Origin of the sequence: Enterobacter sp. P82 (genome assembly GCF_037053385.1) — a bacterium.
Classification (GTDB): Bacteria; Pseudomonadota; Gammaproteobacteria; order Enterobacterales; family Enterobacteriaceae; genus Enterobacter.
In genome coordinates, this window is record NZ_JBALHX010000001.1 from 2,436,162 (window position 1) to 2,459,771 (window position 23,610).

The window sequence follows — 23,610 nt, forward strand, 5'->3', positions numbered from 1 at the left end:
GAGGGTTAGGGTGAGGGGAAGATTACTTACGGCGCCAGGTGGTTCCCTGAGGACCGTCTTCCAGAATGATACCCATCTCGGTCAGACGATTACGTGCCGCATCTGCCGCCGCCCAGTCTTTCGACTGACGCGCTTCCAGACGCGCTTTGATCAAGGCTTCAATTTCCGCCACTTCACCATCGTCCGCCTGCGCACCGCTTTGCAGGAATACGTCCGGCTCCTGCTCCAGCAGGCCGAGAACGGAAGAGAGCTTACGCAGATGGGACGCCAGCGCATTCGCTGCCGCCATATCCTCTGACTTCAGGCGGTTCACTTCACGCGCCATGTCGAACAGCACGGAGTACGCTTCTGGCGTATTGAAGTCGTCGTTCATCACCTCAATGAAGCGCGCTTCGAACGCTTCGCCGCCCGCAGCAGGAACAGACCTGTCGGTACCGCGCAGCGCGGTGTACAGACGCTCCAGCGCCGAGCGCGCCTGCTTCAGGTTCTCTTCGCTGTAGTTCAGCTGGCTGCGATAGTGGCCGGACATCAGGAAGTAACGCACGGTTTCCGCGTCGTAATACTTCAGCACGTCGCGCACGGTGAAGAAGTTACCCAGCGATTTAGACATCTTCTCGCGGTCAACCATCACCATCCCGGAGTGCATCCAGTAATTAACGTACTCGCCGCCATGTGCACAGGTAGATTGTGCAATTTCGTTTTCATGGTGCGGGAACATCAGATCCGAGCCACCGCCGTGAATATCGAAATGGTTGCCCAGCTGTTTGCAGTTCATCGCCGAACATTCAATGTGCCAGCCAGGACGCCCTTCGCCCCACGGAGATGACCAGCTCGGTTCACCCTCTTTGGACATCTTCCACAGCACGAAGTCCATCGGGTTGCGCTTCACGTCAACGACGTCAACGCGGGCACCGGCCTGAAGCTGATCCAGATCCTGACGGGAAAGCGCGCCGTAGGTTGGGTCCGTCGGCACGGAGAACATCACGTCGCCGTTATCCGCAACGTAGGCATGACCGCGTGCGATCAGCTTTTCGGTGATTTCAATAATTTCGTGAATATGGTGGGTCGCACGTGGCTCACTGTCCGGGCGCTGAATATTTAATGCATCAAAGTCTTTGTGCATTTCAACGATCATGCGGTCCACCAGCGCCACAAAGCTCTCGCCATTTTCATTAGCGCGTTTAATGATTTTGTCGTCAATATCGGTGATGTTGCGCACGTACTTCAGGTTGTACCCCAGAAAACGCAGGTAACGTGAAACAACGTCGAAGGCGACAAAGGTACGCCCATGGCCAATATGACAGAGATCGTAAACCGTAATACCACACACGTACATGCCGACTTCCCCGGCATGGATAGGTTTAAATTCCTCTTTTTGGCGCGTCATTGTATTAAAGATTTTTAACATCGAAGATTCCATGTAAACACGTGTGTGGGTTGTTTGTTCCCTATAATACCCATAATTCGGAATAGGATCAGCACACAATGCAAGGTGATCGCGTCCTGTGGTTATGCTATAACAAGCCCCTATATGTGACCCGAACACGGGTTGACGCACCACAATAACGGAACAGGATGCAAAAATGGTTACTTTCCACACTAATCATGGCGATATCGTAATCAAAACCTTTGATGACAAAGCGCCTGAAACAGTTAAAAACTTCCTGGACTACTGCCGCGAAGGTTTCTACAACAACACCATTTTCCACCGCGTGATCAACGGTTTTATGATCCAGGGCGGCGGTTTCGAACCTGGCATGCACCAGAAAGAGACCAAAGAAGCGATCAAAAACGAAGCGAACAACGGTCTGAAAAACACCCGTGGTACGCTGGCGATGGCCCGTACTCAGGCGCCTCACTCTGCGACTGCTCAGTTCTTCATCAACGTGGCTGACAACGACTTCCTGAACTTCTCCGGCGAAAGCCTGCAGGGTTGGGGCTACTGCGTATTCGCAGAAGTGGTTGAAGGTATGGACGTGGTTGATAAGATCAAAGCCGTCTCTACTGGCCGCAGCGGCATGCACCAGGACGTTCCTAAAGAAGACGTAGTGATTACCAGCGTGACCGTCAGCGAGTAATTGGTGGCGACACTCTTTATTGCGGATTTGCATCTGCAAACAGAAGAACCGGCGATCACCGCCGGTTTTCTGCGTTTTTTACGCGGTGAAGCGAAAAGCGCCGACGCGCTGTACATTCTGGGCGACCTGTTCGAAGCCTGGATTGGCGACGACGACCCTAACCCGCTGCACCGGGAAATGGCTGCAGCCATTAAATCGCTGGTGGATTCCGGCGTTCCCTGCTACTTCATCCATGGCAACCGTGATTTCCTGCTCGGCAAGCGCTACGCCCGCGAAAGCGGTATGCAACTGCTGCCGGAAGAACAGGTGCTTGATCTCTATGGCCGAAAGATCCTGATCATGCATGGCGATACGCTCTGCACCGACGATACCGGTTATCAGGCATTTCGCGCGAAAGTCCACACCCCGTGGATCCAAAAAGTGTTCCTGGCCCTGCCGCTGTTTATCCGCAACCGTATCGCAGCCAGAATGCGCGCGGGCAGTAAAGCCGCCAACAGCAGCAAATCCATGACCATCATGGACGTTAACCCGCAGGCAGTGGTCAACGTGATGGAGAAGCATCGCGTCCAGTGGCTGATCCACGGTCATACTCATCGCCCCGATGTACATTCCCTGATCGCCAACAGCGAACCGGCTAACCGTGTCGTACTGGGTGCCTGGCACAGTGAAGGGTCCATGGTCAAAGTCACACCAGAGAGTGTAGAGCTGATCGCTTTTTCGTTTTAACCTCTCAAAAATCATTCTATTTTTTTGAATAACATTGGCAAATTGTTCCGATTTTAATCAGCCCATGGTCAGCCTATTATTTATCACATCAGGGCAACGTGCCCTATCCCAGATAAATTACTTCAGGAATACGACCATGAAATCTATCAAAACTTTCGTTGCAGTTGCCGCTCTTTCTATGCTCTCTTTTGGTTCTTTCGCTCAGAGCGTCAGCGCGAGTGCTTCTACCCTCGACCGCGCAGAAGCGAAAATCGCCGCTCAGGCTGCTGAACAAGGTGCGTCTTATAAAATCACCAGCGCACAGGTCAATAACCGCGTGTACATGACCGCAGAACTGACTAAATAACCACACCTGATTGACGAAAACAGACCGCCAGATTGCGGTCTGTTTTGTTATGTTCTGGCGGTAACAACGGCTCAAGTTTTAACCGCGCAACCGTTTTCCTTCCCCGTATTACATGCTATTCTCTGTGCCCTCGAAAGCAGTGTGTTTCGCACCACAGGAGTTTTAAGACGCATGTCTTCCCGCAATAATCCGGCGCGTGTCGCCATCGTGATGGGGTCCAAAAGCGACTGGGCTACCATGCAGTTCGCCGCCGAAATCTTTGAAATCCTGAATGTTCCGCACCACGTTGAAGTGGTTTCCGCACACCGTACACCGGACAAACTGTTCAGCTTCGCCGAAGGCGCTGAAGAGAACGGTTATGAGGTGATCATTGCCGGTGCGGGCGGCGCAGCACATCTGCCAGGCATGATTGCCGCTAAAACGCTGGTACCCGTTCTGGGCGTACCGGTACAAAGCGCTGCGTTGAGCGGTGTCGATAGTCTCTATTCTATCGTGCAGATGCCGCGGGGTATTCCGGTCGGCACGCTGGCGATTGGTAAAGCGGGTGCTGCAAATGCTGCCCTGCTGGCCGCGCAGATCCTGGCGACACATGATAAAGACTTACATCAGCGTCTGGCTGACTGGCGTAAAGCACAGACCGACGAGGTGCTGGACAATCCGGACCCACGGGGTGCGGCATGAAGCAGGTTTGCGTCCTCGGTAACGGTCAGTTGGGCCGTATGCTGCGCCAGGCGGGTGAACCGCTGGGTATTTCCGTCTGGCCCGTCGGGCTGGATGCTGAACCTGAAGCGGTACCGTTCCACCAGAGCGTGATCACCGCCGAGATCGAACGCTGGCCGGAAACGGCGCTGACTCGCGAGCTGGCGCGTCATAACGCCTTTGTTAACCGCGATGTTTTCCCGATTATTGCCGACCGCCTGACACAAAAGCAGCTGTTCGACAAGCTCGGTCTGCCGACCGCACCGTGGCAGCTCCTGTCGGATAAAAGCGAGTGGAATGATGTTTTCGCGATGCTGGGCGAACTGGCCATCGTGAAGCGCCGCGTGGGCGGTTACGATGGTCGTGGACAATGGCGTTTGCGGGCGCACGAAACGGCTGAGCTACCGGATGATTGCTACGGTGAGTGTATCGTTGAGCAGGGCATTAACTTTAGCGGCGAAGTGTCGCTGGTTGGTGCGCGTGGTCATGATGGCCGCACTGTGTTTTATCCGCTGACGCATAACCTGCATCAGGACGGTATTCTGCGCACCAGCGTGGCGTTTCCGCAGGCCAATGCGGAACAACAGGCACAGGCGGAAGACATGCTGTCTGCCATCATGCACGAACTGGGCTACGTCGGCATAATGGCGATGGAGTGCTTTGTCACACCGTCCGGTCTGCTGATCAACGAGCTTGCGCCGCGCGTGCACAACAGCGGCCACTGGACGCAAAATGGCGCGTCCATCAGTCAGTTCGAACTGCACCTGCGCGCCATCACTGACCTGCCTCTGCCGCAGCCGGTGGTGAATAGCCCGTCAGTGATGATCAACCTGATTGGAACCGATCTGAACTACGACTGGCTTAAGCTGCCGCTGGTACACCTGCACTGGTATGACAAAGAGGTTCGCTCGGGTCGTAAGGTCGGTCACCTGAACCTGAACGACAGCGACACCGGCCGTCTGAGCGCCACCCTGGAAGCACTGATCCCTCTCCTGCCGCCGGAATACGCGAGCGGTATGGTCTGGGCACAAACTAAGCTTAAGTAACACACCTGCGCCGGGGAGTTGACCTTCCCCTTCCCCGGCGTACAATTCCCGCCCATTGCAGCTTAGTTTTCTTCTGGAAAAACCATGAACGATGGAACGGACTATCGCGCGATCCTCGCGTCTGATACCCCTTTAATCGACGTTCGCGCGCCGATCGAATTTACACAGGGTGCGATGCCTGCGGCAATCAACCTGCCTTTAATGAATGATGATGAACGCGCCGCCGTCGGCACTTGCTATAAACGCCAGGGCCCCGAAGCTGCACTGGCTCTCGGCCATAGTCTGGTGAACGGCACCACGCGTGAGTCACGGATCAACGCCTGGCGGGAAGCCAGCCTTGCCCATCCTGAGGGCTATCTCTGCTGCGCGCGCGGTGGCCAGCGTTCGCACATCTCACAGGCCTGGCTTAAAGAAGCGGGTGTCGACTACCCACTGATCCGCGGCGGCTATAAAGCCCTGCGTCAGACAGCAATTCAGGTGACAACCGAGCAGTCACAAAAACCGATGGTACTTATCGGTGGCTGTACCGGCAGCGGTAAAACCCTGCTGGTTAAACAACATGTCCAGGGCATTGATCTGGAAGGGCTGGCGCACCATCGCGGTTCATCGTTTGGCCGCACGCTCACGCCGCAGCTTTCCCAGGCCAGCTTTGAAAATCACCTTGCGGTTGAGCTATTGAAAAAAGACGCTGCACGCTGGGTGCTGGAAGATGAAGGTCGGATGATTGGCTCTAACCACCTGCCGGAATGCCTGCGTGACCGGATGGTTGAATCCCCTATTGTCGTCGTCGACGACCCGTTTGAAATCCGCCTTGAGCGCCTGCGAGAAGAGTATTTCGACCATATGTGGGCAGATTTTTCTGCCGCTTACGGTGAAGAAGCAGGCTGGAAAGAGTACAGCGAGTACCTGCACCACGGGCTGTTCGCCATTCGCCGCCGTCTGGGGTTACAGCGCTTTGCGGAATTCACCGCACTGTTAGACTCCGCGCTGCTGGAACAACAACGTTCTGGCAGCACTGACGCACATTTCAGCTGGCTTGTCCCGTTGCTGAATGATTATTACGACCCGATGTACAGCTATCAGCTTGGAAAGAAAGCGGAGAAGATTGTCTATCGCGGAACGTTCGAAGAAATTGCTGAGTGGCTTGATCGCTGAAAAATAAAGCCGGGTGACGAGGCAAAAGCAAAACGGCAACCAGAGTTGCCGTTTTTAATGTTTGTTCCCTCTCCCCGTGGGAGAGGGTCAGGGTGAGGGCATCAGACCGCACCCTACAAAACGACTTAGAAGTCGTAACGCAGACGGACCAGGTTCATATCGCCCAGATCGTCGGTGCTGGAGGTGAATACGTGTTCGTAATCAACACGGAAACCATAATCCAGCTGGAAGCTGATACCCACACCGTTGTCGATGCGCTGGTAGTTACGGCCGTTCACGTACTCGATGCGATCGCCCATGAAGTAAGGCTGGATGGATTTAACCGCATACTGATTGATTGGGAATTTATACCCTGCGAAGTATTCAATACCCCACGCGTCGCCCGCAAAGTAGTCGTTAACAGACACTTTTTTGGTGGTCAGGAAGTTCTGGTACCAGCCGCCGCCAAAGGAGAAGGTCCAGTTGTCAGGTTTCCAGCTCAGCGCAGTACCGAGGATGTTCTGGTCGTAGGTTTTGCTGTCGCCGTTATCCGGGTTACGCATGTCCGCACGGGTGTAGTTCCACGCCGTACCCCAGGTCAGATCTTTAGTCAGGTGATAATCCAGACCCAGTGAACCGCCGCCTTTACGTTTGTAACGCAGGCCGTTGCCCGGCAGATATTCGCTGTCTTCAAACAGGTAGGATGCATAAATGTCAGCATCGCCAACGGTTTTCTTATATTTCAGCATGTTGCGTGAACGATAAGAACCGTCGTAGTCACCGTTGATACCGTTACCTGGTGCCTGACCAATCATATCGTAGTCCCAGATATCGGTTTTCACGCCAACCACATCATAGTAAACGCTGTTCTGTTGACCGTAGGTCAGTGTACCCCAAGTGTCGCTCTTCAGACCGGTATACAACATACGGCGAGTAGTGTTGTTCGCGCCTTCTTTGTAGTGGTTGTCCCAGTCGAACAGCGCAGGGATGTTCACGCCCAGCTCGTAGTAGCTTACCCAACTGATATCATCAAACAGGTAGTAATCAGCTGCGAAACGGAAACGGGTGCCACCGTCGAAGCCATTACGTTTGTAGGAACCTTTGTCGCCGTCACCCGTCATCATGTTGAACTGAGGACGGATACTGCCGCCCACGGTGAAGTTCAGACGGCTCAGTGGATCGCCCGCCTGAGGATCCTGTTTAAGAACGGTGATTTCTGCCTGAGAAGCGAAGGTAGTCAATGCCACTGCCGCGCCGATCGTAACCGCCAGCGCTGATTTTTTTATAGTCATTATTTTTCCTTGATAGACACGCTGCTAAATATTTAGCGGGTGAATATTAACTGGAAATAATCAGTCTGTGTGGACGGTTTTTTAATGTTTCGTGCTACTAAATTAACAGGTATTATCTTTTTGTGCTGTTAAAACATTACGCACTGATATAAAAACCGGTGCGTAATTATCACGATATTGAATTAACTCTCGAACTGACGGAACAGGGCTTTGCCTTTTAACAAGCGTGTACCGAGCCAGCCCCCACAGAGGGAAAGTAGCACCGCACCAGAGAGAGGCAATGTCAGCCAAAGACGCCAGTCAGGCTCCCACGGGAAGTCGAAGACCTTTGTCTGCAGGACAGCCAGCGCCGTCTCTGCACCAATGGCCGCGACCAGTCCCGCCACCAGCCCCAGCAGTGCGAATTCACTCCAGAGTGTCGCCCGCAACAGTCGTTTACCTGCTCCCAGTGTGCGATACACCACCAGTTCCTGATAACGCTGACGCATCCCCACCTGTACCTGGGCAAGCAGCAACAGCACGCCACAGATCGTCACCAACACCACCATCACCTCCAGCGCGCGGCTCACCTGCTCCAGCACCTGTCCCACCTGCTTCAGGATCGCCCCGATATCCAGCAGGCTGACCGTCGGGAATTCCCGGTTAAGCTGGGTGAGCATACCGTTGCCGTTTTCCCAGCGGAAGCTGGTCAGCCAGCTCTGCGGTTGCCCGTCCAGCGCCCCCGGCGGGAAGATGAAGAAGAAGTTAGGCCGCAGACTTTCCCAGTCCACTTTACGCAGGCTGGTGACTTTCGCGGTAAAATCCTGGGTATCCCCGGTGAACGTGACGCTGTCTCCCAGCTTCACGTTCAGGCGCGTCGCCAGCCCCTCCTCCATCGACACCTCTCCCGCTTTCGGCGGCCAGGTGCCGGCGGTTATCGGGTTGTGGTCAGGGCGTTTCTCCTGCCAGGTGAGGTTCAGTTCACGGTTAAGCGACTCGTCCTTGTTCCCTTCCGTTGACTGACCGTTGATCTGCGTCAGCCGTGCGCGAACGATGGGGTAGAACGACTCGGGGATAATGTGATGCTCCGACAGAAATCCCTTCAGCGGCGTGACCTGCTCAGGCGCGATATTGATTAGGAAATAGTTTGGGCTTTCCGGCGGAAGCTGCTGCTGCCAGCGATCCAGCAGATCGCCTCGCAGTACCAGCAGAAGTGCCAACAGCATAAACGACAGCGAAAACGCCGAAAGCTGGCTGAGCGTCGACCAGGGCTGATGCAGCAGACGGTTCACTGCCAGCCGCACGGGAAGCGATTTTACCGTGATTTTTTTCAGGATATTGAGCAGTATCCAACCCAGCACGCCGCACAGCAGCGCCAGCACAACTGCCCCGGCCAGCACCGCCCACAGCAGAGTGCTGCCCCCCATCAGCCAGGCCAGCAACCCAACCGCCACCGCTATAATCACAGGAAGATAGAACTTCAGCGGCCAGACGTTTGCCACGACGTCACGGCGTAAAACACGTAGCGGCTGCGTCGCAATCAATAGCCGGTACGGGCGGAGCCCCACCAGCACCGAGATTACCGCCATCGCCCCTATCGCCCACAGCCACGGCCAGAGGCTGGCTGGTGGCAATGCGGCAGGGAGCACCGGTTTCAGCATCACCATCAACAGTTTTTCGAACAGTAGCCCCATTACCCCGCCGGTGAAGGCCGAGAAAAGCAGCAACATCAGCCACTGGCCGACAATCAGCTTACGCAGTTGTACTCTGCCCGCACCAAGCGTTTTGAGGACCGCCACCAGATCGTAACGGCTGCGACAGTAATGCCCCATTGCCACGGCAACTGCCGCCACTGCCAGCAATAGCGTTAACAGGGCCGAAAGCAGCAGGAACTGCTGAGAACGCTCGAGGGACTTACCGAGCGCTCCCTCGTCCTGCTCCAGCCCGTACCAGCGGTGTTCCGGTTTTAACTGCGGCAGAAGCCATTTTTCATAGGCATCAAGCTGTGCGGGCGTACCGCCAAACTTATAGCGCCAGGTGACGCGGCTCCCCGGCTGTACGGCATTTGTCTTCGCCACATCGGCGGTGTTCATCAGTAATCGCGGCGCGAGCTGGAACGGATTAAACCCGGAGTCAGGTTCCTGAACCACTTCCCCGGCAATTTTCAGCGTAGCGTCACCGACATCAATGCTGTCGCCCGTTTTCAGGTTCAACAGCGCCATCAGGCGCGGCGCCAGCAGCACCGTTCCGGGTTTGGGTTTCAACCCTGGCGGGCTGGTTTGCAGTTCGCCATACATCGGGTAGATGTCATCGACGGCTTTGACGCTTGCCAGCTGCGGCGTTTCGCCCGCGAAGGTCATGGTCTGGAAGCTTATCTGCTCCCCGACCTTGAGCCCCCGCTTGCGCGCTTCATCAATCCAGCCCGGCGGAACCGCGCGTGAACTTTGTAGCGCCCTGTCCCCCGCCATAAACTCCCGGCTTTGCTGACTGAGCCCTTTTTCCATGCGGTCGCTGACGCTGCCGAGCGCCAGCACGCACGCTACCGCCAGGCTTAACGCCAGCCAGACAATCAGCAGCGAGGGCGAGCGCCACTCGCGCCAGAACCAGCGGGCAATCATGCTTCCTCCTGAAGAACACCATTGACCAGCCGCAGACGGCGGTCACAGCGGGCGGCAAGTTGCGGGTCGTGCGTCACCAGGACAAGCGTGGTGCCATGTTCACTGTTGAGCGAAAACAGCAGGTCAGCAATCTTGTCCCCGGTTTTACGGTCAAGGTTGCCGGTAGGCTCATCAGCGAACAATACCTCCGGACGACCGTTAAACGCGCGCGCCAGCGCCACGCGCTGTTGCTCCCCGCCGGAAAGCTGTGCAGGAAGATGGTCGAGGCGTTTGCCCAACCCCAGTTGCTCTAGTAAGGCCTTTGCATGCGCGCGGCTTTCACGGCTATTTTCGCCGCGCAGAAGCGCCGGGAGTTCGACGTTTTCCAGCGCGTTCAGCGTCGGGATAAGCATAAAGGACTGAAAAACAAAACCGATGTGTCGCGCACGCAGCGCAGCGCGCGCCTCTTCATCAAGCTGATGCAGCGGTTGCCCGACAAGGTGGACCTCTCCGCTGCTTCCGTCGTCCAGACCCGCCAAAATCGCCAGCAGCGTAGACTTACCGGAACCAGATTCGCCAATCAGCGCGATGGTTTCAGCGCGTTTGACAACGAGTTCAACTCCAGTAAGGATGGAAAGCTCGTGTTCCCCCTGACCGACGGATTTCTTAAGACGATGAACTTCAACACTGTTTTCCGCTGGCATTTGCCCTTCCTGTTTTTGATTCTGATGACCTTCCGCGCGGCGGCAGCGGACACGTTACTGGTTCTCGGCGACAGCCTGAGTGCAGGCTATCGCATGGCCGCCAGCGCGGCCTGGCCTGCTTTGCTCAATGATAAATGGCAGAGCACAACGCCGGTGATCAATGCCAGCATCAGCGGCGATACCTCGCAGCAGGGCTTGTCGCGGTTGCCAGCGCTACTCAAACAGCATCAGCCGCGCTGGGTGCTGGTTGAGCTTGGCGGCAATGATGGCCTGCGCGGTTTTCAGCCTCAGCAAACAGAACAGACGCTGCGCACCATTCTGCAGGACATCAAGGCGGCAAACGCCCAGCCGCTGCTGATGCAAATTCGCCTGCCCGCTAACTACGGTCGTCGGTATAATGAGGCCTTTAGCGCGATCTACCCAAAGCTTGCCAAAGAGTTTGATATTCCGCTGCTGCCATTTTTCATGGAAGAGGTCTATCTCAAACCCCAATGGATGCAAGACGATGGGATCCATCCCAATCGCGATGCTCAGCCGTTTATTGCCGACTGGATGGCAACGCGGCTGGCCCCTTTAGTTAAACATGACTCCTGATTAAGCGGAGATCCTGACAGGTAAAGTTATGCAAAAATCGGTCTTAATTACAGGATGTTCCAGTGGAATTGGCCTTGAAAGCGCGCTCGAATTAAAGCGCCAGGGATTTCGGGTCCTGGCAGCCTGCCGTAAACCCGACGATGTCGAACGCATGAACGGGATGGGGTTTACCGGCGTGTTACTGGATCTGGACTCACCGCAAAGCGTTGAACGCGCCGCCGATGAGGTGATAGCCCTGACCGACAACCGTCTGTACGGTCTTTTTAATAATGCCGGGTATGGCGTGTATGGCCCGCTGGATACCCTCTCCCGCGAAACGCTGGAAAAACAGTTTTCGACCAACTTCTTCGGCGTGCATCAACTGACTATGCGCCTGCTCCCCGCCATGCTGCCGCACGGTGAAGGACGTATCGTGATGACCTCCTCGGTGATGGGCCTGATCTCCACCCCAGGCCGCGGCGCATACGCCGCCAGCAAATATGCGCTGGAGGCCTGGTCTGACGCCCTGCGCATGGAGTTGCGTCACAGCGGCATTAAGGTCAGCCTGATTGAACCCGGCCCCATCCGCACCCGCTTTACCGAAAACGTCAACCAGACGCAGGCGGACAAACCGGTCGAAAACCCTGGCATCGCCGCACGTTTTACCCTCGGGCCGGAAGCGGTTGTCGCGAAAGTGCGCCATGCTTTTGAGAGTGAAAATCCAAAAATGCGCTATCCGGTGACGCTGGTCACCCATGCCGTAGGCTGGTTAAAACGCCTGCTGCCGGGCCGGATGATGGACAAAATTTTACACGGTTGAGTTGAAGCGACGACGCTCACCCCCCATGTAAAGAACAAACCGACAAAAGAGAAAGCCGCATGTCCGTACAGAATATCGTCAATATTACTGAAGCAAACCTGCAACAGACCCTCGAACAGTCAATGACCAAACCGGTGCTGTTCTACTTCTGGTCTGAGCGTAGCCAGCACTGCCTGCAACTGACGCCGGTCCTGGAAAGCCTTGCCGCACAGTACAACGGCCAGTTCATTCTCGCCAAACTGGATTGTGACGCCGAGCCAATGGTGGCATCTCAGTTTGGTCTGCGCGCTATTCCAACCGTCTATCTTTTCCAGAACGGTCAGCCTGTTGATGGTTTCCAGGGGCCGCAGCCGGAAGAGGCTATTCGCGCTCTGCTGGATAAAGTCCTGCCGCGTGAAGAAGAACTGAAAGCGCAGGAAGGCATGGCGCTAATGCAGGAAGGCAAATATGACGAGGCGCTGCCGCTGCTCAAAGAGGCATGGCAGTTGTCGAAGCAAAACAGCCAGATTGGTCTGCTGCTGGCGGAAACGCAGATTGCGCTACACCGCTCAGAAGACGCAGAAGCCGTGCTGAAGACGGTTCCACTGCAGGATCAGGACACCCGTTACCAGGGGCTGGTCGCGCAAATTGAGCTACTGAAGCAGGCGGCAGACACCCCGGAAATTCAGCAGCTGCAACAGCAGGTAGCTGACAACCCAGCCGATGCCGCGCTGGCAAGCCAGCTTGCGCTGCAGCTGCATCAGGTAGGGCGTAACGAAGAAGCACTGGAGCTGCTGTTTAGCCATCTGCAAAAAGATCTGGCTGCCGCCGACGGCCAGGCGCGTAAGATGTTCCAGGAAATTCTGGCCGCGTTGGGCACCGGTGACGCGCTGGCGTCGAAGTATCGCCGTCAGCTGTACGCGTTACTCTACTAACAAAAAATGCCCGGTGGCGCTAACGCTTACCGGGCCTACAAAACAGGCTTAACCCATTTTCTTTAATTGCGTCACCACCAGCTGATGGCGCGCGTTATAGAACTTCCGGTAGGTCAGGTAACAGGCAATGATGGTGGACAGGCTCGCCGTTGAGAGCAGCATAAACGTTACCATGATCTGATACTTAATCGCTTTTACCGGATCGATACCGGCAAAAATCAGCCCCGACATCATACCAGGCAGGCTCACCAGCCCCACCGTTTTGGCAGAATCCACCGTCGGGATCAGCGATGAACGGATACTCTCACGGATCAGCCGCGCAGAGGCCATTTTAGGCGTTGCCCCCAGGCTTAACTTCTCCTGCAACTGCTGCTGTTCACTGCTGAACCGCTGGCCCAGATTGTTGTAACACAGCCCCACGGCAACCATCGCGTTTCCGGCGATCATTCCGGAAATGGGGATGACCTGCATTGGCGTAAACGCAATTGAACCAGAGAGCACCAGCACTGCCAGCGTGAGCGCCGTCCCGGTCGTAATGGCAATAAACGACGAGATAAAGGCCTTATCAATGTACTTACTGCGTTTTTGCGCATTCCACGCTGCGTTAAAGCAGATAAAAAGCACCATCAGCAGCGTCAGCACGGCGTGGTTGACGTTGAAAATATACTTCAGCACATAGCCGACAATAATCAGCTGAATAACCGCCCGGCAGATACTCCACAGAATATCTTTTTCCAGCCCCAGCTTTTCCCGGTAGCTGACCACAATCGCAATCAGCACCAGCACAATCGAAAACGCCAGGGATTCATTGGTAATATTATGCTCACCCACGGTTAGCCTCCTGCATTTTCCCACCGTGCGGCTGGAGCGTAATCACGTCATCCGCATGGGTTATTTCGTTAGCGTCGTGCGTCACCCACAGCACGGCAACATTCTGCTTACTGGCGTAATGATGAATGATGTCGTTAACGTTGCGCTTATTGGCCTCATCCAGCGCGCTGGTGATTTCGTCCAGCAACAGCACCCTGGGTAAAAATTGCAGATTACGGATCAGCGAGACGCGTTGCTTTTCTCCACCCGACAACTCACTCACGGCTTTGGTCAGCGTCTCCTGCGGCAAGCCAAAACGTTCCAGATCGGCCGATAACCGCTCAGGATCGGGCGTCTTATTGCGAATTTTCCAGGGAAAAATCAGGTTGTCATACACCGTATCGCCGAAGAGCGTGGGCGTTTGTACCGAGTATGAGACCTGCTGGCGATACGCCTCAGGAGAGAGCGTTGCAATATCCTTCCCCTCAAAATAGATCTTGCCCGAGGTCGGGCTGAGCAGCGAGGCAATGATTTTTAGCAGCGTACTTTTCCCGCAGCCCGATGGCCCGGTGATCAAACGAAATTCCCCCGGCGAAACGGTAAAGCTGACATTGTTCAGAATGGTGGTTTCACCCACACGGTAGCCTACATCCGCGATTGTCAAAATCGCGCTGTTATCCTTCATGTTATTTCCTGCCTTCATCCCAATAATTAGCAGTAGTCTACGGCGATTAGTGATTGTATGGCGACTTTCCTCGTATACTTAGGGTCAACAAACAGCCATATGGTTTCCGCCACAGCATGCAAAACAGGAGGTTTTTATGCTCATCGTTGTTCCTGTCCTTATTTTTGTTGCGCTGGTTATTGTCGGCGCTGGCGTCAAAATTGTCCCGCAGGGTTACCAGTGGACAGTCGAGCGTTTCGGACGTTACACCAACACATTACAACCTGGTTTAAGCCTGATTGTCCCTTTCATGGACAGAATTGGTCGTAAGATCAACATGATGGAACAGGTGCTGGATATTCCTTCTCAGGAAGTGATTTCTAAGGATAACGCCAATGTCACCATTGATGCCGTCTGTTTTATTCAGGTAATTGATGCGCCAAAAGCGGCCTATGAGGTGAGCAATCTGGAGCTGGCTATCGTTAACCTGACGATGACCAATATCCGTACCGTACTGGGTTCGATGGAGCTGGACGAGATGCTCTCACAGCGCGACAGCATCAATACCCGACTGCTGCATATTGTCGATGAAGCGACGAACCCGTGGGGGATCAAAGTGACCCGTATTGAGATCCGCGACGTTCGCCCACCGGCTGAACTGATCGCCTCCATGAACGCCCAGATGAAGGCCGAGCGAACCAAACGTGCCTACATTCTTGAAGCCGAAGGGGTACGTCAGGCCGAGATCCTCAAAGCGGAAGGGGAAAAACAGTCGCAGATCCTCAAAGCCGAGGGCGATCGCCAGTCTGCGTTCCTCCAGGCGGAAGCGCGTGAACGTTCAGCCGAAGCGGAAGCTCGTGCCACCCAGATGGTGTCAGAGGCGATTGCCGCTGGTGATATCCAGGCCGTGAACTACTTTGTCGCGCAAAAATATACCGACGCTCTGAAAGAGATCGGCTCCGCAAACAACAGCAAAGTGGTCATGATGCCGCTGGATGCCAGCAGCCTGATGGGCTCTATTGCCGGGATCGCTGAACTGATCAAAGACAGCGGAAACGAGCGTAAAAAATGATTGAGCTCATCGCCGCACATCCTCACGCTTTCTGGCTAAGCCTCGGGGGGTTATTGCTGGCCGCTGAGATGCTGGGCGGCAACGGCTACCTGCTCTGGAGCGGTGTCGCCGCCGTCATTACCGGGCTGCTCGTGTGGCTTCTGCCGCTTGACTGGGCATGGCAGGGCGCGTTGTTTGCCGTACTGACACTGGTGGCTGCATGGCTGTGGTGGCGCTGGCTTAACCGACGGGTTAACGAGCAGAAACCGTTAGATGCGCACCTTAATCAGCGCGGGCAGCAGATTGTCGGCCAGCGTTTTACGCTTGACACCGCGCTGGTGAACGGGCGTGGACATATGCGCGTGGGCGACAGTTCGTGGCCTGTCGTGGCCGACGATGACCTCAGCGCCGGAACGCGGGTTGAGGTCATTGCGGTAGAAGGAATCACCCTGCGGGTTAAAGCCTGTTAAACAGATGCCTTACGATGGCAGCAGCCAGCAAGATTATCTATGATCGGGCAATCGGCGCTGTCATCTCCCGGGCACGATTCCGCCAACGCCAGCAGCTGTTTGCGCATTGCCTGTAACTCGGTGATGTGGCGTTCAATCTCAGCCACCTTTTCCAGGGTGCGCTTTTTCACATCAGCGCTGTGACGCTTCGGATCGTTAAACAGATTCACCAGTTCGCCACACTCTTCCAGATTAAAACCGACCTGTCTTGCCTGACGCAGCAGCGTCAGTTCGTCAAGATGTAGTTGCGTGTAACTGCGGTAGCCGTTTTCGCTGCGCAGCGGCGGTGTCACCAGCCCTTTCTCTTCATAAAAGCGAATCGCTTTGCTGGTTAAGCCGGTTTTTTTCGCAACATCACTGATATTCACATTTCCCCCTTGACCTTCCCCTTGATGGAAGGTTTAACCTTCATAACAGTTAGCCAAAAGCGTTACTCCGGTCAACATCTGACCAGATCATTATACGGGAGTTTAGTTATGTCTCACACTATTGACCTGACACTGGACGGCCTCTCCTGCGGCCACTGTGTCAAACGCGTTAAAGAAAGTCTGGAACAGCGTCCTGACGTTGAAAGCGCTGAAGTCACCATCGATCATGCCGCCGTAACCGGTAGCGCCAGCGCGGATGCGCTGATTGATACCATCAAGCAGGCCGGTTACGGGGCGGAGCTGAGCCACCCAAAGGCTAAACCGCTGGCAGAGTCATCATCCCCGTCGGAAGCACTGACAGCGGCCACTCCTGAGCTTCCGGTAGCTGATGATATTGATGACAGCCAACAGCTGCTGATCAACGGCATGAGCTGCGCCAGCTGCGTCTCCCGGGTACAAAACGCCTTGCAGGCCGTACCGGGCGTCGCGCAGGCACGGGTCAATCTTGCGGAGCGCACCGCGCTGGTGATGGGCAGTGCCTCCGCCGCAGACTTAGTGCAGGCCGTTGAAAAAGCGGGCTACGGCGCTGAAGCTATCGAAGATGATGCAAAACGTCGTGAACGTCAGCAGGAAACGGCTGTTGCCACCATGAAACGCTTCCGCTGGCAGGCAATAGTTGCCCTGCAGGTCGGGGTTCCGGTTATGGTGTGGGGCATGCTCGGCGACAACATGATGGTCACCGACGATAACCGCACACTGTGGCTGGCGATCGGTTTGATCACCCTTGGGGTGATGATCATTGCAGGCGGACATTTTTATACCAGCGCCTGGAAAAGCCTGAAGAATCGTACTGCGACAATGGATACGCTGGTTGCCATTGGTACGGGAGCAGCATGGCTGTATTCAATGAGCGTTAACGTCTGGCCTCAGTGGTTCCCGATGGAGGCGCGACATCTTTATTATGAAGCGAGTGCGATGATTATCGGCCTGATCAACTTAGGCCATATGCTCGAAGCGCGCGCGCGTCAGCGTTCCTCAAAAGCACTGGAAAGATTACTTGATTTAACGCCGCCAACCGCGCGTGTAGTCACAGAGGACGGTGAAAAGAGCGTCCCGCTGGCCGAGGTTCAACCCGGTATGACTCTGCGCCTGACTACGGGTGACCGCGTTCCCGTTGACGGTATTATCATACAGGGTGATGCCTGGCTGGACGAAGCGATGCTCACCGGGGAACCCATTCCGCAACAGAAATCCCACGGTGACGCCGTTCATGCCGGTACGGTGGTGCAGGACGGCAGCGTGCTGTTCACCGCCAGCGCCGTCGGCAGCCACACGACGCTGTCGCGTATTATTCGCATGGTGCGCCAGGCGCAGAGCAGCAAGCCGGAGATTGGCCAGCTTGCTGATAAAATCTCAGCCATTTTTGTTCCGGTCGTGGTCGGTATTGCCCTGCTGAGTGCAGCTATCTGGTACTTTTTCGGTCCCGCGCCGCAGATTGTTTATACCCTGGTGATTGCCACCACGGTGCTGATCATCGCCTGCCCTTGTGCACTCGGTCTTGCCACACCGATGTCGATTATCTCCGGTGTCGGTCGCGCCGCCGAGTTTGGCGTGCTGGTGCGTGATGCCGATGCCCTGCAACGCGCCAGTACGCTCGACACGCTGGTGTTTGATAAAACCGGCACGCTGACCGAAGGCAAACCGCAGGTTGTGGCCGTGAATACGACAGGTATGGCAGAAAATGACGCACTGCGTCTTGCTGCCGCGCTTGAGCAAGGCTCCAGCCATCCTCTGGCGCGCGCGATTATTGAGAAAGCCGGGAATGCCAGCCTGCCGCAGGTGAGCAATTTCCGCACCCTGCGCGGGCTCGGCGTCAGCGGTGAAGCAGAAGGCCACGTGCTGCTGCTGGGCAACCAGGCATTGCTCAATGAAAACGGTATTGATACTGTCGAGCTGGAAAGCGAGCTGAAGGCGCAGGCGTCTCAGGGCGCCACGCCGGTTCTGCTGGCGGTGGATGGCAAAGCCGCCGCGCTGCTGGCCGTGCGCGATCCGCTTCGCCAGGACAGTGTGGGTGCCTTAAAACGCCTGCACCGCGCAGGTTATCGCCTGGTCATGCTGACCGGGGATAACCCGACCACCGCCAACGCCATTGCGAAAGAAGCCGGTATTGATGAGGTCATTGCAGGCGTACTGCCGGACGGTAAAGCTGACGCAATCAAGAAACTGCAAAGCCAGGGTCGTCAGGTGGCAATGGTCGGCGACGGCATCAACGATGCCCCTGCGCTGGCCCAGGCGGATGTCGGTATCGCCATGGGAGGCGGGAGCGATGTCGCTATTGAGACGGCAGCGATCACGCTGATGCGCCATAGTCTGATGGGCGTTGCTGATGCGCTGGCCATTTCAAAAGCCACGTTGCGCAACATGAAGCAGAACCTGCTGGGGGCATTTATCTACAACAGTTTCGGCATTCCGATTGCCGCCGGGATTTTGTGGCCGCTGACCGGCACGCTGCTTAACCCCGTGGTCGCAGGCGCAGCCATGGCGCTCTCCTCCATCACCGTGGTAAGCAACGCCAACCGACTGTTGCGGTTTAAACCGAAGGATTGAACCTTGTACTCGTACGCGCTAGCATGAACTTTTCCGTTCATGGAGCGCGTATGAGTCTGTTTAATCGTATAAAAACATCGTTTCGCGCCCTATTTCCCCGCCGTTATGCCTGGCCCGGTCTGGATATCTCTCTTCCCGGCGGGCAACACCTGCACCTGGTGGGCAGCATCCATATGGGTACGCAGGATATGTCTCCCCTGCCTCCTGGTCTGATAAAACTTCTCAAGCGCGCCGATGCGCTGGTTGTTGAGGCGGACATTTCGGGCCATGAATCACCGTTTGCCGGTCTGGAGAGCACTCTCAGCCTGGCAGAACGTCTGGATGATGCTCTGCTCGCGGAACTGACGCGCGTCGCGGATGAAACGGGCGTGTCGCTCTCGATGATCGACGCTCTGCCGCTCTGGCAAATTGCCATGGTGCTTCAGGCCACGCAGGCGCAACGTCTGGGTCTGCGCGGTGATTACGGCATTGATTACCAGTTACTGAATATGGCAAGGGCACGCAGGATGCCGATCATCGAACTGGAAGGGACGGACAGCCAGATTGCGCTGTTGCGACAACTGCCTGACGACGGTCTGATGCTGCTGGATGATACCCTGACCCACTGGCACACCAACGCGCGTCTGCTGCAGACCATGATCGGCTGGTGGCTGGATGCTCCCCCCGCAGACAGTAAACTGGCTTTACCGTCGACGTTTAGTGAATCGTTATATGATGTGCTGATGAATGCGCGTAATAAAGCCTGGCGGCAGACTCTGCATGCCTTACCTGCCGGGCATTACGTTGTCGCAGTAGGTGCATTACATTTGTACGGAGAAGGGAATTTGCCGTCACTGTTGAAATAAAAAAATGGCCAATATTTCTATTGGCCCGTCAAAGAGGAATTTCATCGTTTTTATTATGCCGAAGGAGACCTTCGGTTGAGCCGATTGTCGCTCAAAGTGACCATCACTGCCAATACTATTGCGCAAGATGGTGCTATTTTTTAGACAAACGTCAGGCGTATGCTGTGAGCATGAATTGTCTGTCGTAAGAAGGATAGCTATGACTCCCGCCGTTAAATTACTCGAAAAAAACAAAATTCCTTTCCGGATCCATACCTACGATCACGATCCGAATGAAACCAATTTTGGTGATGAAGTGGTGCGTAAACTGGGGCTGAACGCTGACCAGGTCTATAAAACGCTGCTGGTCGCCGTGAATGGTGACATGAAGCACCTCGCCGTCGCGGTTACGCCCGTCGCCGGGCAGCTTGACTTGAAGAAAGTGGCGAAAGCGCTGGGGGCGAAAAAAGTGGATATGGCGGACCCAATGGTTGCGCAGCGAACCACGGGTTACCTGGTCGGCGGGATCAGCCCACTCGGGCAGAAAAAACGTCTGCCGACGCTGATAGATGCGCCTTCACAGGAGTTTGAAACCATCTTTATATCCGGCGGCAAACGCGGGCTGGATATTGAACTCGCGGCGGGCGACCTGGCAAAAATGCTGGACGCGAAATTTGCGGATATTGCACGCCGGGAGTAAAAGAAAAGCCGGGTAAGGCGCAGCCGCTACCCGGCAAAACAACCACACTACTGCCAGCTCACCTCACCCTTCGGCTCGTATGCATTCACGTCAATCGGTGAATTCTGCTCGATGAACTGCTTCAGCACTTCCGCGTCGATAAAACCGGTGTTCACATAGCCTGGTTTGTTATCAATATGCGGATAGCCGTCACCGCCGGTGGCGTTAAAGCTTAACGTCGCCAGACGGTACGTTTTAGCCGGATCAACCGGTTCGCCTTTGATCTTCAGGTCGTTAAGCTTGCCGTCTTTCGCCACAAAGCTCACGTTGGCAAACTGCGGATAGGCACCGGAATCCGGCTTCATCTGCGCCACGGCGGTCAGGTAGTCAATGACCTCTTTCCCGCTCATGTCCGCATAGACCACCACGTTACCGAACGGCTGCACCTTCAGAACATCTTTATAGGTAATGTTTCCACCTTCGATGGAATCACGAATACCGCCGCCGCTCATTACGCCAAAATCAGCGCCGGTACGCGCCATTTGCGCTGCCAGCACCAGATGCCCCATATTGGTCTGCACGAAGCGAACTTTGCTGCGATCCCCTTCCAGACGACCATTGAGCGTGCCAATCTTCACATCCAGCTGTGCTTTACCTTTATTCTGGAACGGCGTCAGCAGGGAGAGCATCTGCTGATTCTCAGCAATCTCCGGGGTGTAAAGTACGCGCTCACTTTTCCCGTCAGGATAAGTGACTTTCTTCTTCAGGTTGACCGGGATGAGCTGGTAATGCACCAGTTTCATCTCGCCGTTACGGAACTCAAAGTCCGCCCGGCCCACGTATTTGCCCCACTCATGCGCCTGCACAATCCAGATGCCGTTCTGACGGTCTGGGGCACACGGCGTGCCTGGCACGTAATCAACCTGCTTTTTATTCTCGGAGGCCATGCAGACCGGATCCTGTGAGTGACCGCCCACAATCATTGCCAGCGAGCCAGCCGGCAGGCTGCGTGCCATCTCCACGTCACCTGGCGCATTAGAGCCGTGTTCGCCATTGTCATAGTGCCCCATGTGGGTGGTGGCAATAATCACATCCGGCTTTTCGTTCTGCTGTAATTCCTGAATAACCAGCTTTGCTTCGTCTGCCGGTTTACGGAATTCGATATCGGTAAAGAACTCCGGATTACCAATTTTCGCTGTATCGTCAGTCGTTAACCCGATGACGGCGATTTTAAGATCCTGACGCTTAAACAACGCCCACGGTTTAAACAGGCGTTCACCGGTGCTTTTCTGATAAATATTGGCTGAGAGGAACGGGAATTTTGCCAGTTTTTCCTGCTGGCGCAGTACCGTTAGTGGATTATCAAACTCGTGGTTGCCGACGGCCATCGCATCGTAACCAATCAGATTCATACCGCGAAAATCGGGCTCGGCATCCTGTAAATCGGATTCCGGTACCCCGGTGTTGATATCTCCCCCGGACAGCAACAGCACGCTGCCGCCCTGAGCCGCCACCTCTTTACGAATACCATCCACCAGCGTTTTTTGCGCCGCCAGACCATATTCGCCGTATTCACTGCGCCAGAAATGCCCGTGGTGATCGTTGGTATGCAGAATGGTGATTTTGTAGGTTTTATCTTTTTCGTATGCCTGCGCGGGCAGGCTTACCAGGCCCCATGCTGCGATAAGCGCCAGCGCGACGCCCCGCTTCATTAACTTCATCTTTTCTCTCCCTGACCAATAGACAAAGGCAAAAATTACAATGACTCACAATAATAGACAAATAAGTTTTCAGAATTGCGACTTTCTTCAAATGCCCCTGACAGGTATGTTAGTTGGATAATAATTACATCCTGCATTTCTAATAACTAAAGACGTGGTAATTCTCTCTATGGCAATCAGTGAATCAACCCAGCCCGTTCCGGGCGTGCCGGCGTCACCGCCGAAATCGCGCACCTCTTTTAAAGTCTTAGGTGCAATCAGTCTTTCTCATCTGCTCAACGATATGATCCAGTCGTTGATTCTGGCAATTTATCCGCTGCTGCAGTCCGAGTTCTCTTTAACCTTCGTGCAGATCGGGATGATCACCCTGACCTTCCAGCTCGCGTCCTCGCTACTGCAGCCAATAGTGGGCTACTGGACGGACAAATACCCGATGCCATGGTCGCTGCCGATTGGCATGTGTTTCACCTTAAGTGGGCTGGTACTGCTGGCCATGGCAGGGAGTTTTGAAGCGGTGTTGATCGCCGCCGCACTGGTGGGCACCGGCTCGTCGGTCTTCCACCCGGAATCCTCCCGTGTGGCGCGTATGGCGTCCGGTGGTCGCCACGGGCTGGCGCAATCTCTTTTCCAGGTGGGCGGTAACTTTGGTAGCTCCCTGGGTCCGCTATTGGCGGCAGTGATTATCGCGCCCTACGGTAAAGGCAACGTGGCCTGGTTTGTGCTGGCCGCACTGCTGGCGATCATCGTACTGGCACAGATCAGTCGCTGGTATGCCGCTCAACATCGGGTGAACAAGGGCAAACCTAAAGCGAAGGTGATTAATCCTCTACCTCGTAACAAGGTTATCCTGGCGGTTTCCGTCCTGCTGGTGCTGATTTTCTCGAAATATTTCTATATGGCGAGCATCAGCAGCTATTACACCTTTTATCTGATGCAAAAATTCGGATTATCGGTACAAAATGCGCAGATCCATCTGTTTGCCTTCCTGTTTGCGGTCGCTGCAGGGACAGTGATTGGCGGGCCTGTGGGGGATAAGATTGGGCGTAAATATGTTATTTGGGGCTCTATCCTCGGTGTGGCACCGTTTACCCTTATTTTGCCGTACGCCAGCCTTGAATGGACGGGAATTTTAACCGTGATTATTGGTTTTATCCTCGCTTCCGCGTTTTCCGCCATTCTTGTCTATGCGCAGGAGCTGTTACCTGGTCGTATCGGTATGGTTTCCGGACTCTTTTTCGGGTTCGCCTTCGGCATGGGTGGGCTTGGTGCTGCGGTGTTAGGGATGGTTGCGGATCACACCAGCATCTTCCTGGTTTATAAAATCTGCGCTTTCCTGCCACTTCTTGGGATGTTGACCATATTCCTGCCTGATAACCGTCACAAAGCGTAAATTACAGGTAGCCAAAGTTTTACTTTGGCTACCTGATACCCTGATGCCATAAGGGTTTCTTCTGCCTCCCCCTGCTGAA

General features: G+C 55.1%; 23 protein-coding genes. 15 read left to right on the forward strand and 8 right to left on the reverse strand.

Annotated features, from left to right (window positions below; all coding sequences use genetic code 11):
* Positions 1–22: 22 nt before the first annotated feature.
* Positions 23–1,408: a cysteine--tRNA ligase gene (cysS, locus tag WB237_RS11680; RefSeq protein WP_336213142.1), complete on the reverse strand. Its 1,386-nt coding sequence runs from the start codon at positions 1,406–1,408 to the stop codon at positions 23–25.
* Positions 1,409–1,583: 175 nt separating this feature from the next.
* Between cysS and ppiB the strand changes: the two genes are divergently transcribed.
* The 6 genes from ppiB to mnmH all read left to right on the forward strand — a co-directional run bounded on the left by ppiB (position 1,584) and on the right by mnmH (position 6,050).
* Positions 1,584–2,078 (forward strand): peptidylprolyl isomerase B, encoded by a 495-nt coding sequence (gene ppiB, locus WB237_RS11685; RefSeq protein ID WP_028017583.1) that lies wholly within the window; start codon positions 1,584–1,586, stop codon positions 2,076–2,078.
* A 3-nt stretch (positions 2,079–2,081) separates the two neighbouring features.
* Positions 2,082–2,804 (forward strand): UDP-2,3-diacylglucosamine diphosphatase, encoded by a 723-nt coding sequence (gene lpxH / locus WB237_RS11690; RefSeq protein ID WP_336213144.1) that lies wholly within the window; start codon positions 2,082–2,084, stop codon positions 2,802–2,804.
* Between the two features lie 136 nt (positions 2,805–2,940).
* A complete protein-coding gene (locus tag WB237_RS11695) occupies positions 2,941–3,150 on the forward strand; it encodes a YdgH/BhsA/McbA-like domain containing protein (protein WP_336213146.1) in 210 nt (69 codons plus the stop codon).
* Between the two features lie 171 nt (positions 3,151–3,321).
* Entirely contained in the window at positions 3,322–3,831 is a 510-nt protein-coding gene (purE, locus tag WB237_RS11700; protein ID WP_028017586.1) for a 5-(carboxyamino)imidazole ribonucleotide mutase, read from the forward strand.
* Positions 3,828–4,895: a 5-(carboxyamino)imidazole ribonucleotide synthase gene (gene purK / locus WB237_RS11705; RefSeq protein WP_336213148.1), complete on the forward strand. Its 1,068-nt coding sequence runs from the start codon at positions 3,828–3,830 to the stop codon at positions 4,893–4,895. The genes purE and purK overlap by 4 nt, the downstream gene beginning before the upstream one ends.
* 84 nt (positions 4,896–4,979) lie before the next feature.
* On the forward strand, positions 4,980–6,050 hold the full coding sequence (gene mnmH, locus WB237_RS11710; protein WP_336213151.1) for a tRNA 2-selenouridine(34) synthase MnmH: 1,071 nt from the start codon (positions 4,980–4,982) through the stop codon (positions 6,048–6,050).
* Positions 6,051–6,175: 125 nt separating this feature from the next.
* Here mnmH and WB237_RS11715 read toward each other — a convergent pair whose 3' ends face one another.
* From WB237_RS11715 to ybbA, 3 genes are all read right to left on the reverse strand, one after another.
* A complete protein-coding gene (locus tag WB237_RS11715) occupies positions 6,176–7,321 on the reverse strand; it encodes a porin (protein ID WP_236921276.1) in 1,146 nt (381 codons plus the stop codon).
* Positions 7,322–7,503: 182 nt separating this feature from the next.
* Positions 7,504–9,918, reverse strand: a complete 2,415-nt coding sequence (gene ybbP, locus WB237_RS11720) for a putative ABC transporter permease subunit YbbP (protein ID WP_336213154.1) — start codon at positions 9,916–9,918, stop codon at positions 7,504–7,506.
* Positions 9,915–10,601, reverse strand: a complete 687-nt coding sequence (ybbA, locus tag WB237_RS11725) for a putative ABC transporter ATP-binding protein YbbA (protein ID WP_336213156.1) — start codon at positions 10,599–10,601, stop codon at positions 9,915–9,917. The genes ybbP and ybbA overlap by 4 nt, the downstream gene beginning before the upstream one ends.
* Between ybbA and tesA the strand changes: the two genes are divergently transcribed.
* Genes tesA through WB237_RS11740 form a run of 3 tightly spaced genes read left to right on the forward strand, consistent with a single transcriptional unit; the run spans position 10,572 to position 12,908 of the window.
* Positions 10,572–11,195 carry a multifunctional acyl-CoA thioesterase I/protease I/lysophospholipase L1 gene (gene tesA, locus WB237_RS11730; protein WP_028017590.1) on the forward strand — a complete coding sequence of 208 codons (624 nt, stop codon included), beginning with the start codon at positions 10,572–10,574 and terminating at the stop codon, positions 11,193–11,195. The genes ybbA and tesA overlap by 30 nt on opposite strands.
* A 28-nt stretch (positions 11,196–11,223) precedes the next feature.
* Positions 11,224–11,994, forward strand: coding sequence for an SDR family oxidoreductase (locus tag WB237_RS11735; protein ID WP_028017591.1), 771 nt, complete (start codon positions 11,224–11,226; stop codon positions 11,992–11,994).
* Positions 11,995–12,053: 59 nt separating this feature from the next.
* A complete protein-coding gene (locus WB237_RS11740; RefSeq protein WP_023293125.1) occupies positions 12,054–12,908 on the forward strand; it encodes a co-chaperone YbbN in 855 nt (284 codons plus the stop codon).
* Between the two features lie 48 nt (positions 12,909–12,956).
* On the opposite strand, the gene fetB is transcribed toward WB237_RS11740, so the two are convergent.
* Both fetB and fetA read right to left on the reverse strand, forming a co-directional pair.
* Positions 12,957–13,739, reverse strand: coding sequence for an iron efflux ABC transporter permease subunit FetB (fetB, locus tag WB237_RS11745; RefSeq protein WP_336213163.1), 783 nt, complete (start codon positions 13,737–13,739; stop codon positions 12,957–12,959).
* Positions 13,732–14,403 carry an iron efflux ABC transporter ATP-binding subunit FetA gene (gene fetA, locus WB237_RS11750; protein WP_336213165.1) on the reverse strand — a complete coding sequence of 224 codons (672 nt, stop codon included), beginning with the start codon at positions 14,401–14,403 and terminating at the stop codon, positions 13,732–13,734. Before fetA ends, fetB begins: the two co-directional genes overlap by 8 nt.
* Before the next feature lie 136 nt (positions 14,404–14,539).
* On the opposite strand from fetA, the gene WB237_RS11755 reads away from it, so the two are divergent.
* Together WB237_RS11755 and WB237_RS11760 are read left to right on the forward strand one after the other, a co-directional pair.
* On the forward strand, positions 14,540–15,454 hold the full coding sequence (locus tag WB237_RS11755; protein ID WP_008499312.1) for an SPFH domain-containing protein: 915 nt from the start codon (positions 14,540–14,542) through the stop codon (positions 15,452–15,454).
* The gene (locus WB237_RS11760; RefSeq protein WP_129323852.1) at positions 15,451–15,903 is read left to right on the forward strand and encodes an NfeD family protein; all 453 of its coding nucleotides are present in this window, start codon (positions 15,451–15,453) and stop codon (positions 15,901–15,903) included. The genes WB237_RS11755 and WB237_RS11760 overlap by 4 nt, the downstream gene beginning before the upstream one ends.
* Here the strand turns inward: WB237_RS11760 and cueR are convergent.
* Positions 15,900–16,310: a Cu(I)-responsive transcriptional regulator gene (gene cueR, locus WB237_RS11765; RefSeq protein WP_049007462.1), complete on the reverse strand. Its 411-nt coding sequence runs from the start codon at positions 16,308–16,310 to the stop codon at positions 15,900–15,902. The two genes, WB237_RS11760 and cueR, sit on opposite strands and share 4 nt — an antisense overlap.
* A 108-nt stretch (positions 16,311–16,418) precedes the next feature.
* Here cueR and copA point away from each other — a divergent pair, with 108 nt between their 5' ends.
* The 3 genes from copA to ybaK all read left to right on the forward strand — a co-directional run bounded on the left by copA (position 16,419) and on the right by ybaK (position 20,441).
* Complete coding sequence (copA, locus tag WB237_RS11770) at positions 16,419–18,917, forward strand: copper-exporting P-type ATPase CopA (RefSeq protein ID WP_336213169.1); 2,499 nt, start codon at positions 16,419–16,421, stop codon at positions 18,915–18,917.
* A gap of 50 nt (positions 18,918–18,967) precedes the next feature.
* The gene (locus WB237_RS11775; RefSeq protein ID WP_028017597.1) at positions 18,968–19,762 is read left to right on the forward strand and encodes a TraB/GumN family protein; all 795 of its coding nucleotides are present in this window, start codon (positions 18,968–18,970) and stop codon (positions 19,760–19,762) included.
* 199 nt (positions 19,763–19,961) lie between these two features.
* Positions 19,962–20,441 (forward strand): Cys-tRNA(Pro)/Cys-tRNA(Cys) deacylase YbaK, encoded by a 480-nt coding sequence (gene ybaK, locus WB237_RS11780; protein WP_028017598.1) that lies wholly within the window; start codon positions 19,962–19,964, stop codon positions 20,439–20,441.
* Positions 20,442–20,488: 47 nt separating this feature from the next.
* On the opposite strand, the gene ushA is transcribed toward ybaK, so the two are convergent.
* Positions 20,489–22,141 carry a bifunctional UDP-sugar hydrolase/5'-nucleotidase UshA gene (gene ushA / locus WB237_RS11785; protein ID WP_028017599.1) on the reverse strand — a complete coding sequence of 551 codons (1,653 nt, stop codon included), beginning with the start codon at positions 22,139–22,141 and terminating at the stop codon, positions 20,489–20,491.
* Positions 22,142–22,310: 169 nt separating this feature from the next.
* On the opposite strand from ushA, the gene WB237_RS11790 reads away from it, so the two are divergent.
* Positions 22,311–23,531 carry an MFS transporter gene (locus WB237_RS11790; protein WP_336213173.1) on the forward strand — a complete coding sequence of 407 codons (1,221 nt, stop codon included), beginning with the start codon at positions 22,311–22,313 and terminating at the stop codon, positions 23,529–23,531.
* Positions 23,532–23,610: the final 79 nt, after the last annotated feature.